Genomic DNA, 14939 nt, shown 5'->3' with positions numbered 1-14939 from the left:
GCGTAATGAAAGTAAAATTACAGTCATAAAGGCGAAACGCAGAATTAAACATGCTCAATATGAGTAGGGGTTCTTATAATTCGAGTATAGCGTTAGTGTTTTTTTATACATCCTCAGCAATGTTAATAGACTTTAGGAGAACGAATTGATATGAGAGAAGCAATGCTTTTGGAAAAGGAATACCTTCAAGAGGAAGAAAGCCTCCAGACTAGAGCAAGCACCTAAGAAAGCAAGCGAAGGTACCACAAAAGCGAACCACCTTCATATCTAAACTCATAAAGCATCGTATGCAACAGAATGTTCTTGATTAAATTTGTGTCCCGCTCTTATCCTTTTGCCTTAAAGAAAATTGCGCCGATCATGCCAAATATAATCGCAGAGGAAATACCAGCGCTAGTAACTTCAAACATTCCTGTCACAACTCCAATTATCCCGTGCTTCTCCGCTTCAGCGAGGGCTCCGTGAACGAGAGAATTACCAAAGCTTGTGATCGGTACGGTTGCACCTGCCCCGGCGAAATCAATTAGTGGTTCATATAATCCAAAGCCATCCAAAATAGCTCCCGCTACTACCAGGATGCTTAACGTGTGCCCAGGTGTCAGTTTGGCTACATCGAATAATAACTGACCAATAACACAAATCAGTCCTCCTACGAGAAATGCCCAAAGAAATACCATTTATCTTCACCTCATTCCTTAAACATTTTCAATTGAAACAGCATGGGCAATACAAGGTATTGTCTGCTTTTGCTGTACGGTTAATGGAGAAAGTAAGGCACCTGTCGCTACTACGAGGATTTTATTACATTCCCCTTGCATGAGTTTTTTTACAAAATGGCCGTAAGTTACTACAGCAGAGCAAGCTGGTCCACTACCGCCAGCAAAGACTGGCTGATCCGGCTTGTAAACCGTTAGTCCGCAGTCAATAAATTGACTTTCTTGGATGTGATAATTATCTTTAGTCAATAAATCAAGGCAAATGTCTCGTCCATATTTGGCCAAATCACCAGTGATAATATAATCATAATAATCTGCTGTGATATTCCGGTCTTTTAAATGCTGTGTGATGGTATCATACGCTGCAGGTGCCATAGCACCCCCCATGTTAAACGGATCTTTCAACTGCCGGTCGACGACTTTGCCGATTGTAGCAGAGGTTACCTTTGGGCCTGTTCCATTTTTAGCTAAAATAGCTACTCCAGCACCTGTAACGGTCCATTGAGATGAATCTGGTTTTTGGCTGCCGTATTCTGTAGGGTACCGAAACTGTCGCTCGACAGCAGAATTATGACTTGCTGCACCAGTAATCACATATTCAGCCTGCATCTGACTCATTATTAAAGCAGATAGAGCTAATCCTTCCATGGAAGTAGCACAAGCATTAAACAATCCAAGATAAGGAATAGCCAGACCGCGTGCTGCAAAATTAGAAGGTGTCAATTGATTGATAAGATCTCCATGTAGAAAAAACTGTATATCACTAAGATCAAGATTTGCTTTGTCTATGGCATAATGACAAGCATCTTCGATCATGTGCTGATGAGCAAGTTCGAATGATTTTTCATCCATCCATTGATCGGTATAAAAATAATCAAAGTCATTCGGAATATTGCCTTGTTCTTCGAAAGGACCTCCAACTACACCAGTTGAGATGATAGTGGGTGGTGTGTCATACAACCATGTTTGTTTACCTGTAATCATATCGCGCCACTCCAATTAAGAAAAAATTGTTTTGATTAATGCAACAATAAACGCAGAAAAAACACCGAATAAAATGACGGAACCGGCAAGCTTAAACATGTTTCCGCCCACACCCTGCACAAAACCTTCTGTTCGATGTTCAATTGCAGCCGAGATAACAGCATTGCCAAATCCAGTAACAGGAACGGCTGTACCTGCTCCAGCAAATTGAGCGAATCGGTCGTATACTCCGAATCCTGTAAGAAGCATCGTTATAAAAATCAATGTCGCAACAGTGGGATTGCCAACCGTTTGTTCCGTAAAATTAAAAAAATACATGTAAAACGTCGATAATGCTTGACCAATTAAACAAATGAAGCCACCAACCAGAAAGGCTTTGATGCAATTTTTCAATATGGGACGTTTAGGTTCTTTGCTTTTTTCATAATCTTTATATAAATGTGGTTCTTTCATTTCTTATTCCTCCGTTATGCACTTTCCTTGGCAAGTTTTTTTAGTTTTTCTAATCTTTTTTCCATTTCTTTCTTTGTTAACTGCTCGTTTTCGATTTTTGTTAATTCGATATAAAATTTCTGATCAGATGTAACGAATACGTCTTTCGATCCGGTAATCTTTTTTAATTCTTTCTTTAGTTTTTTTTCAATATTTTGCTCGACTGCCTGTTTAAAAGGTGTTGCTGTAAATGCTACAAATAGTTCATCATTAATATGTATTGCTTTGTAAGATGCAACATCGTCAGTCTGATTATCCAAATAATCTTTGACTTTGGTAGAGATTGTATTAATTTCATTGGAATTTGGAGTGTTGGAGCTGATTTGTGTAATATCTGATTCGATATCTTCTTGAGCAGAAGGTTCCTGATTATTACATGCAACAAGCATTGCGGTAAAAAATATCATGATGTAACGTGCTATTTTCATCTCTCATTTCTTCCTTCCATATATGAAATCAAGCTTATACATATCTTGTAGAATTTTGAAAAAAATATACATTTTAAAATGAAATGAAACAAAAAGGCACTTATAATCGTCTATATAGAATAAGGAGAAAGAGTGGAGGAGGAATGGCAAGTGGTGTGGAAACGATTCACTTTCACGATCATTGTAATCGCTTGTATTGGGGCCATCATGCTGTTCGTTACAGGTGCCTTTCAAAAACCTGTCCTTGCAGAAACAGTTAAACTTGAGAAGCAATATGAGGATTTCATCGTACATATAAGAATTGAGCCTATAGAGGATGGCTTTCAGGTGTTACGCTCATTACAATATACAGGTGAAGCGTCACTTGTAATTGAGCATCGCTCCCCGTTAACGCAAGTAACTATAGATGCCGATAACCCAACATTCACAGGAAGTCCGGTCACCAAACAGTTAAATGCTGATTACCAATACTATCCACAGGCACCGTTGCTGTTCGAAACATTAGAAAAAGGTAATCATACGGTTTATATTCATACTCAATTCTACATTGATGGGGAAAGGGTAGATATCAAAACAAAAGAAACGATCACATTTGAGTAGTGAAAAAAAGCGAGCGCCATGTGGACGCTCGCTTTAATAGTTTGTAAAAGAATCTAATGATCTAGAGTGACTTTGAACAACGGAAGCTTCAACTATATTTATGTTAAATTGTGTTTACTTGTCTTCGTTTTCAATAGTATTTTCAGCGAACAGGGAAATTGTTTGCTGGTGTGCTTCTTGATTGTCGTTAATATGATATGTGATGTCGATGGTTTCATCATCCTGCCATGTCGCCTCTATAATTTCTTTAATGTCTGTTAATTCCGGTTGGGGATGAAGAACTTTCCAATCCTCGACATTAAATAGCGTGAAGTACTCTGCGTCATATTGTTTGTATAAAAAAATTAAATGATTCCGTTCGGGAGACGGGATAATCTCTTTTATAAGCACCAGATCATCAAGTAAATAAGTTCGATTTGGTTCATTGCGATCAAGTAATAGATAGGAACATGTTGTTTCATTACAATTAAAAGAGAGGAGGTAGAGTCCTTCTGTGTCTAAGTTTTCCAATGACATGTCTGCTAAAGCCTGTTGATGATCCGAAATTACTGATAGAAATTCTTTTAGTATTGGAATATTTTCTGTATTTAATGTAACAGTCTCCCGATCCAAAACAAACTCTAACTTATGATTTTCCTCTTCTGCCAATGTGTTCTCTATATTCACTTCTTCAGTCAAAGGTAGTTCAGAATTCTCCATCTCTTCATTGGTAATCATTGTCTCATCCGTATCTTGCTGACTGCATGCTATTAGAAATAATAAGAATAGAGTAGTGATTAAATTTTTCAACAGAGCACCCCGTCTCATTCGTTTACTTTATCAAGTTGTAAAATCTTCAGCTGATCGTTCTCATAGCCGATTGTCACGTTGTATGTCATTGCTTGTTCTTTTTCTTCATAATTATTATTGCGAACGGTGGTTTTTACGTTAATCTCAATTTCTGCTTGTTCATTTTCAATATTTTTGATTGCTTTCTTCTCGACTTTTAAATCAATCATATTTTGAAAAGATTGACGAAATGCTGTATAGCTTGTTTGTCCTTGATACTGGCTGCCAAGAAGAGAATAGGCATTAACATAATCTCTTAATGAGATATTATCAAAGAAGTAATCGGCAACATAGGTTGCATTTTCTTCTAGTTTTTCTTTATCGACTTGCTGATTAAGAGGAGAAAGATAGTTCAATTCATCTTCATCCACATTACTTGTCCATTCGCTGACTTTCTCTGCTACTTGAGTGATAGGAATACTGAATCCAATATCAGTATCAGAAATGCCAGCAGAATTAATACCGATTACTTTGCCATTACTACGTAAAATGAGTGGGCCACCACTGTTACCATGAGTGATGTTTGCAGAAATTTGGTATACCTCATCATATTGGTAATCATTAATAGTAAAAGAACGGTCTGTACCGACAATCAAACCTAATGATACACTGTTTTGTATTCCCATCGGGCTGCCTATTGCCATAATCTCATCTCCAATATCTATGGATTGTTTCGTTTCCAGAGGGATTGGCTCAAGATCATTGATATCAGGAATACGAATGACGGCAAAATCTTGTTCCTCACCGATCCCGACGATGGCAGCAGGATATTCGCGAGTGTTAGATAATTTCACGACAATGGAATCTGCACCTTTCACAACATGTGCATTTGTAATAATATCTCCATCATTATTTATCAAAAAACCAGAACCCGTCTTTGTTGTGACATCTATTGTGCTTTCAATTTGAACGACGGATTTTTGTGATTGGTGTATAATATTTTTTAAGCTCGTGTCACTATCATTATTTTTAATACTGGTTGCCAATGTATTATTAACTTGTAATGGTTGATTATTCCAATTTGTTACCAGGTAGACAGATGTAATGATGGCTGAAAGCAAGATCAAAACCGTCATGGTAATCGGAATGTATTTTCTATATTTAAACATTATCTGCCTCCGAGTCGTTAGTCTAAATACCAAGTGATTTCTTCCATTTTTGGTGTCAGCTGTTTAGCCTCTGATTCCATGTCATAATGAGTGAATTCGAACTTACCGACCTCATTTGGATATAAGGTTTCAGGGAAGACATACACCTCATTATCGACGAGAGCATTTTCCTCCTCATCATAAACTGTATACTTAACTAATATTGAATGAATAGGTACAGTTGCCACACTTTTTAACTCACCAGTTACTTTCCACGTGTCTTTGTCTTTTTGTAATTGTATATCCTTTAATTCGATAGCATGACTCTCATTCAATTCCTGTTCTTCTTCAAAAGCTGTTATTGCTTGTTCTATTCTTTCTTCTTGAGCAGATTCAAAAGCTGTTTTTTCTTTATTGATGGTTGTCTTTAAACTTTCCAGTTGTTCTGAGCTTTCGATAACTTTCATTGTGTCATCTATTACAAGTAACGCTTTTGAAAATTGCAGATCATTTAAGAGAGCAGTCGCTTTTTTGTATGTCATGGAGACTAGTTTTTCAGTAATTTGACTTTTCACATCAGCAGCCTGATCTTCTGATATATCCTGTATTTCCCAAAGTAATGTTTTTAAATCGTCTCTTGAAGGGTCATTGCTTAGTTGATAGGTAGCCTGTGCGAGCATCGTCTGATTCTTCAACAACATATTCTGTTCCATTAGTTGATCGACTAAATCACCGTTAAAGTGCTGAAGGGATTCTTCTGATTGTTGCAGGATATCAAATGATTGTTGAAAATGATGTTCGTCAAGGGTGGTTTTGACTTGCTTGAACTGATCCTCTGTTTGAATAGCAACCTTCAGAAAAGCACCTACTTGTTCAGCTGCTGGAAAACGTTCTTTATATTCCAATGCAAAATCTATTAGCGTTAATGCTTGCTTGTAATCACCGATTTGAGCCATTTCTTCTGCTTCATTAAAATAGGATAAAGCTTTATTCGTTTGATAGCGCTGAAACACATAAACAGATCCAATGATTAAACAGGCTATCAGTATAGATAGAACAGGTAAGAACCACCATTTCTTGGATGGTTTAACTGGTCTTTTTCTTTTAAGTATATCTTCAGGAAGTCTTTTACCACAGGATACACAGAATGTCTCCATTTCCTGGACCTGACTTCCACAATTTGGGCAAAATGACAAAAATAATTCCTCGCCTTCCAAAATCAAATAAGTCGGACGCTTCTATTATAGCATGATCTGACTGTTAACTTTAATATAAGTAGAGAAATTTTAGTGAATTTTTCTTTATTAAAATGGACAGGTGAGGTATACTAGAAGAAGCATTATCTTGAAAAAATGAGGTGTGAATGATGGGAGAATCAGAGTTATTTGGTATCGTTTGTTTTGTGATCTTAATTGGATGTATAGGATATAGTATTTTTGATCGCGTCAAATAATTACCAAATCGGATAAACCTCGATAGCTCATTGACTATTGAGGTTTTTGTCAATAAACTACATTATACTTTCCTAATCTGTACCACAAATGCGTTATATAACAGCTGAACCTCAATACTAACGAATAAACAACCCTAATTGTCTGAACGCAATGGAAAAACGCTTACATTAAGATGTAGGTGGTGTATGCGGTGACTGTATTTCTAATGAATATTGTGTCGGACAATAGTACATATTACCTCTTTTGGAATAGAACCGAATCGATTATCCTAAAACTGTTTTTGGAAAACTATGTCGAATGGTCCTGTTTTTAGTGGGGGAAACGGTGGCGAATTTTAAAAGATTTGTCTTATTTTGCGGTTTGCTTTACTTTGATAAAATTATTTGCGATAATCAATAACGCTTACGAAAATGTTGTATAACAATGAACCAAAATAGGGGGTAACACGGTAAAAATGTCAGTATATCCAATGAGTTTAGTAAGTAAGATTGAGAAATTACGCAAAGAGATGACCGATGTTGCTCTCAAAAAAGGAATTACAAGTAAAGAATCTATACATATTAGTCAAGAGCTTGATGAGTTACTTAATGATTATGAAATGTACAAGCGCAAACAAGATGAAAAAAAACACCAGGACTAACCAATCCTGGTGTTCTTTCGTAATACCAGAACTATGACCGACGTCAAGTCCGAAGCTTCAATAATCAATAAGTACCGTTATTGTTTTATGATCGGTTCTATTCTGTCTAATCCTTCTTGTAATGTATCCATATCGTAGGCGTAGGATAGTCGAAGATAACCTTCACCATATTCGGAAAATGCGCTGCCAGGTACTAATGCCACTTTTGCTTTCTCTACTAATTGTAAGGCAACTTCAAAAGATGTACTGCCGAGATGACGAATGTCAATAAAATAATAAAAACCACCCTCTGGTTTGTAGAAAGCTAGATTCATCGTTTTGAGTCGTTGATAGACATAATCTCGACGCATGTGGTAGATTTTTTTCATTTCAACAGGATCATTCATCCCATTTTGAATAGCTTCTAATGCACCGTATTGACTGATTGATGACGCACAGGAGACGTTATATTGGTGAACCTTAAGCATATGTTTGCATAGCCATTCGGCAGCAAGAATATAGCCAATACGGTACCCTGTCATCGAGTGTGATTTCGAAACCCCGTTGATAATGATTACTTTATCGCGAATTTCTTGAAATCTTCCGATTGAAATATGACTTGTTTCATAAACCAATTCACTATAAATCTCATCTGCAATCATAAAAAGCTGATGTTTCTTAATGACGGCCGCTATGTCTGCTAGCTCCTTCTCGGTTAACGTGACACCAGTAGGATTCGATGGGTAAGGTATGATAATAGCTTTTGTCTTGTCAGTTATCGCATTTTCGATTGCATCTGCCGTTACTTTAAATTGAGTTTGGCGTGTATCAATATAACGAGGAACGCCTCCTGCAAGTTTAACAAGTGGTTCATAACCTGGATAAACCGGTCCAGGGAGAATGACTTCATCTCCATTTTCCACTATTGTACGTAAACAAACATCAATCGCCTGCGAAGCTCCTGCTGTCACAATAATTTCTTTATTAGCGTTATATTCCAATTGATATTTCTTGTTAACAAAGGAGGCAATGGCCTGTCTTAATGGTAAAATACCAGCATTATGAGTATAGGTAGTCTTATTAAGATCGATCGCTTCTTTTGTTTTGGCTTTTACATGTTCAGGAGTAGGAAAATCCGGCTGCCCTATAGTTAATGATAAAATGTCTGATTTATCAGCGACCATATTGAAGAATTTTCGTATTCCTGATATTTCGATGTCTTTGACTTGACGATTTATAGATGCTTCCATCTTGTTACCTCCCGATATTTCGATTATAACTAGCAAAAAGCTTGGAGATAATAGTACTAGTTATCAAAACTAGCATTTATTTTATCATAAATCAAAAGGGAGAGATACTATATGCTAAAAGAGTTATGGAATAAAATAGTGAGTGGATCGGATTATATACTATTAACAATGCAAGCGGAAGCGCGTTTTGTCGTATATGTCGTGATTGGTCTTATTGCACTGTATTTTCTATTAAAACCGTTTGTTCGATTTGTGATGGCTTTAGAATGGAATGCCTTCATTACCTATTTATTTGTCATTCTACTAATGTGTTTAATTATGACTCGATTTACAGCAGCTAATGACTGGAAGTATTTTTTATATGCAGTTGCTATCTTTTCGATTGTTTTAAGTGTGAAACGGGCTATTTCTATTATAAAGTGATAGGCAGAAAGCACTCGTAATAAAGAGGTGTTAGGGAAAAGAGGCTAGTAAAGTATAAGCCTCTTTTATGGCTTGAATGCGCAGGCAAATTACCACCTCTTTCGCTTATGATAAAAAGGAGAAAGAGAAGAAGGAGAATTTGTAAATGGTGAATACCTAGGTTTAGGCTTGGACTGTTTCTGTTTAGATACTGATGCTGGCCAATTCAAATAGGATAACAGTATTTTTTTCGCATTTGTTAATGATAGGGAAGGTTTAGGGTTTCGATAAGAATCATCGAGGTTACCTAGATGATTCAGAGCTTGCATATCATTTTTGGATGGCGGCATATGAAAATAATAGCTTCCCACTTGAACAAGTAAGACAGAGTGTTGTCTGCTTTGCTTTGGGTTATTTGAAAAATGCAGTCCAACTTTGACTGCTTTTTGATCTGCTAAGAGCTTTTTCATCGTTTCGTTTTTTAATTGATATAATTGCGTCGGATCGAGTGCTGTTTTTGCATGGCGATTCACAATAAAAAGGGCATGGCCAATTTCATTGATTTCTGGATTTTGTTCTTCCATCTATTCACCGTCCTTTTCTTCGTAATAAAAAAGTAGAAGAGCGAACTCTTCTACTTTCCACTTTAATTCATTGATTGAATATCTTCAACTATTTTTTGCATATTATCCGCTTTTTGACCATTGTACCCTTTAATTGCATTGCCATCCGGTGAAACGAGATAGAAGGTAGTGGAATGAATTACTTGATCATCGTTCTCAGGATTTTCAACAAAGGCTTTAAACGATTTTTCCGAAAAGTTTTTTATCTCTTCGTCGGTATAACCAGTTAATGCGTGCCAATTATCAAAAGTTCCACCGCGCTCGGAAATATAGTTCTTCAAAACTTGAGGAGAATCATTGGTCGGATCTACACTGAAAGAAACAATTTCTGCATCAATCCCAGCTTCGTCTAATTGTTTCTGTAATCGTGCCATGTTGGCAGTCATTGGCGGGCAAACCGTTTCACAATTGGTGAAAATCATATCTGCTATCCAAAACTTTCCGTCCAAGTCACTTTTTGAAAAGCTTTCACCATCTTGGTCAGTGAATGTAAAATCTTGTACTTCAAACGAAAAATCACCATTATATGATTTGGTACCGCATCCAACTAAAATAAAGAGCAGTGCCAGTGACACTAGCAATATTTTTTTCATTCTCATCACTCCTGTATTACATTTGTTTTAATTGATAAATTGTCATTTCAGGTTTGCACAAGAAACGGTAAGGTAACCTGGTAGTGCCGAGCCCGCGGCTGACATACAGTTGCAGTGGTGTACCGCCAACTTGATAATGGCCTTCCACATATTTTTCAGCAAGGTGTGGCGTATAAATATACCCGACGAAAGGCAATTGAACTTGTCCTCCATGACTGTGACCAGACAGTTGTATATCGATTGGATAATCTTTTGCGATGTCAGCATAATCAGGTTCGTGAGCAAGCAAAATAGTAAAATATGTATCATTTAATCCATCCATTGCCTGTCCCAAATCAGGAGAGCCTAACAAGACATCATCAACGCCTGCAATATTTATCATAGCATCATTCTTTTGTATTTGTCTGTGTCCATTCTGCAACAATTCGAAACCAGCCTTATCAAATACCTCTTTTATGATATCTGTTCCATAACCCCCATGATCATGGTTTCCATAAATCCACAGTTTCCCATCTTTTGCATTTATACTTTGCAAGAGAGTAATCAATCTGTTGGGGATGTTATAGATGTGCGGATTATCAACCAAATCACCGGTAAACACGACAAGATCCGGCTCTGCCTGGTTGATTTCGACAACCAATTTCTCTAATTGATCTAACGAATATTGAAAACCAATATGTGTATCTGAAAATTGCAGGATACGATAGTCCTCAAATGATTTAGAAATCTTGAGATTTGGCACCGTTACATGATGAACATCCAGCATACTTGTTTCGATTTCCCGAGCATAATAATAAGTTCCGCCACTAAGCCCGAACATCGCGATGAAACTGCCAAATAAACGTTTTAAAAAAGTTCTTCGCTTCATATTATTTAATAAACCCTTTCTTTTCTTAACGAACACTCATTACTTATTATAGCATGGAGTATATCAGATATGATATCGAGACATTAGATTACACAAATTATTATAGAATATGTTAAAATAGAGAGGTGATGTCATAATAGCTCCTTCACCAAAACAAAAAGGAGTGTCCCATATGTCTAGTGTGTTAAAGAAAACGCTAACTGATTTGACGGTAGGAGATTTAATGATCCCAGCTGAAAAGGTAGCGCATGTACAAGAAGGGAACCCTGTCGAGCATGCATTGCTTGTGTTAGTCGAATCAGGTTATTCGTCGGTTCCTGTTTTAGACTTAGAATACAAATTTAAAGGTACAATTGCGAAAACACCAATCTTAAAAAGCGTAATGGGCATGGAACGATTTGAGATGGAACGATTAGCAGATATTAAAGTGGAAGCTGTTATGCAGAAGGATCAGCCAACTTTGACAGAGGATACGGATTTTCTCACCTGTCTAAAAGTGGTTATTAATCATGCCTTTGCTTGTGTAATTGATGAGCAAGGTTATTTTATTGGTATCCTGACAAGACGTGCCATACTAAAAGAAGTGAATAAATCCATGTATACAACAAAATAATATTACTTGTTAAAAAGGCTATTGTTTTGTTACATTTATAAAGACAACAATTTAATGGAGGACTAATCAATGAAGCAAATGGATGCAAATGAAATAATTTCATTTATTTCAAACAGTACAAAATCTACACCTGTAAAAGTGTATGTAAAAGGGACTAATTTAGCGTCAATAGAAGCAAACGGTTCTGTACAAACATTCTTAAATGAAACGAATGGTGTTATTTTTGGTGAATGGAAAGAAATAAAAGCACTACTTGATACATACAGTGATCAAATTACAGATTACGTAGTAGAGAATGATCGTCGTAATTCGGCAATCCCATTATTAGATATGAAAGATATCAATGCACGTATCGAGCCAGGTGCAATTATTCGTGAACAAGTAGAAATCGGCGATGGTGCTGTTATCATGTTTGGTGCCATGATTAATATTGGTTCTGTTATTGGTGAAGGAACCATGATTGATATGAATGCTTCGCTTGGTGGACGTGCTACAGTAGGTAAGAACTGTCATGTCGGTGCCGGTGCTGTATTAGCAGGGGTTATTGAACCACCTTCTGCTCAGCCAGTTGTCATTGAAGATGGCGTTGTAATTGGAGCAAATGCAGTAGTATTAGAAGGGGTACGTGTTGGAGAAGGAGCAGTTGTAGCAGCCGGTGCTGTTGTAACGAAAGATGTACCGCCAAATACTGTTGTTGCTGGTACTCCAGCTAAAGTTATCAAAGAAATTGATGATCAAACAAAGGCAAAAACTGAAATCATGGAAGCACTTCGCAAATTGGATGATTAAGTAATAACAAGGCAGGATCGCCAAGATCCTGCCTTGTTTTAAAATAGTGAATAATGATTTTTAATTAGGTAAAGGAGTAAATCATGGAGCAGAACCAGCTTTTGAATATTAGAAGAGAATTACATCAAATCCCTGAATTAGGTTTTCAGGAATTTAAAACACAAGCCTATTTAATAGATGCGATCGAACAAATGGGGCGTGAAAATATTGCTATTACGAAGTGGGAAACAGGGTTATTCGTACTGGTTAAGGGGACAAATCCAAAGAAAACAATGGCTTATCGTACGGATATAGACGGATTGCCAATTGCGGAAAATACCGGATTACCATTTGCATCTGCACATGCTGATCGAATGCATGCATGTGGGCATGATTTTCATATGACGATTGCTCTCGGCACTCTCGATCAAATCAGTGCTAATCCAATTGAAGATAATGTATTATTTATTTTTCAACCAGCAGAGGAAGGGCCTGGGGGAGCAGCTCCAATGCTGAAGTCTGAGGTCTTTCAACAATTTGAAGTCGATGGTATTTTTGCATTACATATTGCACCTGATTTGCCAGTTGGAACGGTTTCTAGCCGAGCGGGATTATTGTTTGCCAATACGAGTGAACTGTTCATGGATTTCACCGGAAAAGGTGGACATGCGGCTTATCCACACTTGACGAAAGATATGATTGTCACTGCTAGTACGTTTGTTACGCAAATCCAGCAAATTATTTCAAGAAAAGTTGATCCACTTGATAGTGGTGTGATTACGATAGGTAAGATGACCGCGGGAACGGTTCAGAATATTATTGCTGAAACTGCTCGTTTGGAAGGGACCATTCGCACTCTGCAACCTGAAACAATGATTACGATTAAACAAGAATTGGAGCGGGCAATCAAAGGATTTGAATTAGCTTATGATTGTCAAATTGATGTGGACTATGGTGCTAATTACTATCAAGTTAGTAATGATCAAGCATACGTAGATTTGTTTTCTAGAACAGTCGATGCAGAAGGTATCCAATTTAAAGAAGCGAATGCCGCGATGACCGGTGAGGATTTCGGTTATTTCTTAAAAGAGATTCCAGGATTCATGTTCTGGTTAGGAGTTGATTCCCCGTACGGATTACATCACAGCCAGCTTAATCCCAATGAAGATGCAATCGAAGTTGGGGTAAAAGCTGTTACGGCTATGATGAGGGCATTATAACAAAAAGCCGGGCAATGATTTGAAACATTCAATCTTGTTCGGTTTTTATAAAGGAGGAGGGGGGAGATGTTTATAATACGGATTATGTAAAGTGGAATCAGTATTATAATGTGGTAATTTTGATAGGTTTGATGTGCTTAGCAAAGCTCCGGAAATATGCCCCGCAGGACGCGAAGTGGTTGGCCGGAGCGTTATCCTAATCCTAACACATAAAATATTTCAAAATAAACACAAGGTTGGCTAGTTTTCATAATTCGTATCATTGGTAGTTTACAGTTATTTCAAGTTAGATAAGAACGATTGGTTTTTCTTTTTACTCTGTTGTGTAATTTAAAAAGAGCGGAGTGAGGGTCTACCTGAAAGGGGAAAGCGGTTACTATTTATGGATGTAAAAAATCCGGGCGTTAACGGCCCGGATTTTTTATTACTTGTCTTTTTGAATATAAACTTGATGCGGAAATGGGATTTCAATGTTATTAGCATCAAATGCTTCTTTAATACGTTTGCGAATATCGCGTTCTGCACCAAATTGTTCCATATTGACAGTTTTACCAATAATTCGTAATACAACCTCACTTGAGCCGAAAGCTTGTACACCTAATACATCAGGGCCTTCTGCAAAGCGTGGATCAGATTCAAATTCCTGACATACTCCTTGTAATACAGTCATTGCTTCATCAATATTGTCATCATAGCTGATTCCAATATCAACTAGTGCACGCATATTTCCTCTGGAGTGGTTACTGACGCCGGAAATTTCACGGTTCGGTACAAAATGCAGAGTACCGTCAAAGCCGCGGATTTGTGTTGTTCTCAAGCCAACTTCTTCTACAATACCGCCATATCCAGCAGTAGTAACATAGTCTCCAACATCAACTTGTTTTTCTAATAGAATGAAAAATCCAGTTACGATGTCGCTGACTAAACCTTGAGCACCAAAACCAATAGCCAGACCGACAACACCTGCACCTGCAATTAGAGGAGCAATATCTAATCCGATAATTGCAAAGAACATGACGACGAATACAAATATTAATACATATGCAAATACGTTAAGTAATAATTTCTCTAATGTTTGTATTCTTGCTTCTGATACATTTTGTTTTGAGCTTGATTTTCTTATGCTTGCAGAGATAATTTTTCTGCCAATTGGTTTAACTATCATCATAGCAATAATCAGAATAATAATCTGAATTCCAAACTTGATGACAATGTCTAATATGTAGCCCCAATCCACTGCTAGTCCATCTTCAAACATGTTATGCCTCCTTTTTATGTGAATATTTCTATCATATAGTATACATACCTCAACATTCAAATAATAAAACTAAAAAATAATTTAAGAAATTGAGTCGAAAAGGTGGAATTTTATTTCGGATGCCGTTATATTTAT

General features: G+C 37.0%; 18 protein-coding genes. 6 read left to right on the top strand and 12 right to left on the bottom strand.

Annotated elements, in window-relative coordinates; translation table 11 throughout:
• Positions 1 to 326: 326 nt before the first annotated feature.
• Genes spoVAE through MUN88_RS18545 form a run of 4 tightly spaced genes read right to left on the bottom strand, consistent with a single transcriptional unit; the run spans position 327 to position 2620 of the window.
• Entirely contained in the window at positions 327 to 677 is a 351-nt protein-coding gene (spoVAE, locus tag MUN88_RS18560; RefSeq protein WP_244717964.1) for a stage V sporulation protein AE, read from the bottom strand.
• Between the two features lie 18 nt (positions 678 to 695).
• On the bottom strand, positions 696 to 1700 hold the full coding sequence (gene spoVAD / locus MUN88_RS18555; RefSeq protein WP_244717961.1) for a stage V sporulation protein AD: 1005 nt from the start codon (positions 1698 to 1700) through the stop codon (positions 696 to 698).
• Positions 1701 to 1715: 15 nt separating this feature from the next.
• Entirely contained in the window at positions 1716 to 2153 is a 438-nt protein-coding gene (spoVAC, locus tag MUN88_RS18550; RefSeq protein WP_244717958.1) for a stage V sporulation protein AC, read from the bottom strand.
• A 14-nt stretch (positions 2154 to 2167) separates the two neighbouring features.
• Positions 2168 to 2620: a YhcN/YlaJ family sporulation lipoprotein gene (locus MUN88_RS18545; protein ID WP_244717956.1), complete on the bottom strand. Its 453-nt coding sequence runs from the start codon at positions 2618 to 2620 to the stop codon at positions 2168 to 2170.
• 150 nt (positions 2621 to 2770) lie between these two features.
• Between MUN88_RS18545 and MUN88_RS18540 the strand changes: the two genes are divergently transcribed.
• Positions 2771 to 3220 (top strand): hypothetical protein, encoded by a 450-nt coding sequence (locus MUN88_RS18540; RefSeq protein ID WP_244717954.1) that lies wholly within the window; start codon positions 2771 to 2773, stop codon positions 3218 to 3220.
• A gap of 114 nt (positions 3221 to 3334) precedes the next feature.
• On the opposite strand, the gene MUN88_RS18535 is transcribed toward MUN88_RS18540, so the two are convergent.
• The 3 genes from MUN88_RS18535 to MUN88_RS18525 are packed head-to-tail and all read right to left on the bottom strand — an operon-like array spanning position 3335 to position 6332.
• The gene (locus tag MUN88_RS18535) at positions 3335 to 4009 is read right to left on the bottom strand and encodes a hypothetical protein (protein ID WP_244717951.1); all 675 of its coding nucleotides are present in this window, start codon (positions 4007 to 4009) and stop codon (positions 3335 to 3337) included.
• 14 nt (positions 4010 to 4023) lie between these two features.
• Positions 4024 to 5157 (bottom strand): S1C family serine protease, encoded by a 1134-nt coding sequence (locus MUN88_RS18530; RefSeq protein WP_244717949.1) that lies wholly within the window; start codon positions 5155 to 5157, stop codon positions 4024 to 4026.
• Positions 5158 to 5174: 17 nt separating this feature from the next.
• Positions 5175 to 6332, bottom strand: coding sequence for a zinc-ribbon domain-containing protein (locus tag MUN88_RS18525; RefSeq protein ID WP_244717946.1), 1158 nt, complete (start codon positions 6330 to 6332; stop codon positions 5175 to 5177).
• A 712-nt stretch (positions 6333 to 7044) separates the two neighbouring features.
• Here MUN88_RS18525 and MUN88_RS18520 point away from each other — a divergent pair.
• Entirely contained in the window at positions 7045 to 7230 is a 186-nt protein-coding gene (locus tag MUN88_RS18520) for an aspartyl-phosphate phosphatase Spo0E family protein (RefSeq protein WP_244717943.1), read from the top strand.
• Between the two features lie 77 nt (positions 7231 to 7307).
• Here MUN88_RS18520 and MUN88_RS18515 read toward each other — a convergent pair whose 3' ends face one another.
• Complete coding sequence (locus tag MUN88_RS18515) at positions 7308 to 8459, bottom strand: aminotransferase A (RefSeq protein ID WP_244717940.1); 1152 nt, start codon at positions 8457 to 8459, stop codon at positions 7308 to 7310.
• A 111-nt stretch (positions 8460 to 8570) separates the two neighbouring features.
• On the opposite strand from MUN88_RS18515, the gene MUN88_RS18510 reads away from it, so the two are divergent.
• Positions 8571 to 8882 (top strand): hypothetical protein, encoded by a 312-nt coding sequence (locus tag MUN88_RS18510; RefSeq protein ID WP_244717937.1) that lies wholly within the window; start codon positions 8571 to 8573, stop codon positions 8880 to 8882.
• 89 nt (positions 8883 to 8971) lie between these two features.
• Here the strand turns inward: MUN88_RS18510 and MUN88_RS18505 are convergent, their stop codons facing one another.
• The 3 genes from MUN88_RS18505 to MUN88_RS18495 all read right to left on the bottom strand — a co-directional run bounded on the left by MUN88_RS18505 (position 8972) and on the right by MUN88_RS18495 (position 10945).
• Positions 8972 to 9445 carry a YkyB family protein gene (locus MUN88_RS18505; RefSeq protein ID WP_244717934.1) on the bottom strand — a complete coding sequence of 158 codons (474 nt, stop codon included), beginning with the start codon at positions 9443 to 9445 and terminating at the stop codon, positions 8972 to 8974.
• 62 nt (positions 9446 to 9507) lie between these two features.
• On the bottom strand, positions 9508 to 10077 hold the full coding sequence (locus MUN88_RS18500) for an SCO family protein (RefSeq protein WP_244717931.1): 570 nt from the start codon (positions 10075 to 10077) through the stop codon (positions 9508 to 9510).
• 16 nt (positions 10078 to 10093) lie between these two features.
• Positions 10094 to 10945, bottom strand: coding sequence for a metallophosphoesterase (locus tag MUN88_RS18495; protein WP_244717928.1), 852 nt, complete (start codon positions 10943 to 10945; stop codon positions 10094 to 10096).
• Between the two features lie 172 nt (positions 10946 to 11117).
• Between MUN88_RS18495 and cbpB the strand changes: the two genes are divergently transcribed.
• The 3 genes from cbpB (at position 11118) to MUN88_RS18480 (ending at position 13546) form a co-directional block, all read left to right on the top strand.
• Positions 11118 to 11558, top strand: a complete 441-nt coding sequence (gene cbpB / locus MUN88_RS18490; RefSeq protein ID WP_244717925.1) for a cyclic-di-AMP-binding protein CbpB — start codon at positions 11118 to 11120, stop codon at positions 11556 to 11558.
• A gap of 69 nt (positions 11559 to 11627) precedes the next feature.
• Complete coding sequence (gene dapD, locus MUN88_RS18485) at positions 11628 to 12347, top strand: 2,3,4,5-tetrahydropyridine-2,6-dicarboxylate N-acetyltransferase (RefSeq protein WP_244717923.1); 720 nt, start codon at positions 11628 to 11630, stop codon at positions 12345 to 12347.
• An 83-nt stretch (positions 12348 to 12430) separates the two neighbouring features.
• Positions 12431 to 13546, top strand: a complete 1116-nt coding sequence (locus tag MUN88_RS18480) for an N-acetyldiaminopimelate deacetylase (protein WP_244717921.1) — start codon at positions 12431 to 12433, stop codon at positions 13544 to 13546.
• A 424-nt stretch (positions 13547 to 13970) separates the two neighbouring features.
• On the opposite strand, the gene MUN88_RS18475 is transcribed toward MUN88_RS18480, so the two are convergent.
• On the bottom strand, positions 13971 to 14804 hold the full coding sequence (locus MUN88_RS18475) for a mechanosensitive ion channel family protein (protein ID WP_244717919.1): 834 nt from the start codon (positions 14802 to 14804) through the stop codon (positions 13971 to 13973).
• Positions 14805 to 14939: the final 135 nt, after the last annotated feature.

Origin of the sequence: Gracilibacillus caseinilyticus, assembly GCF_022919115.1 — a bacterium.
Classification (GTDB): domain Bacteria; phylum Bacillota; class Bacilli; order Bacillales; family Amphibacillaceae; genus Gracilibacillus; species Gracilibacillus caseinilyticus.
This window is presented reverse-complemented; position numbering and strand designations above follow the sequence as displayed.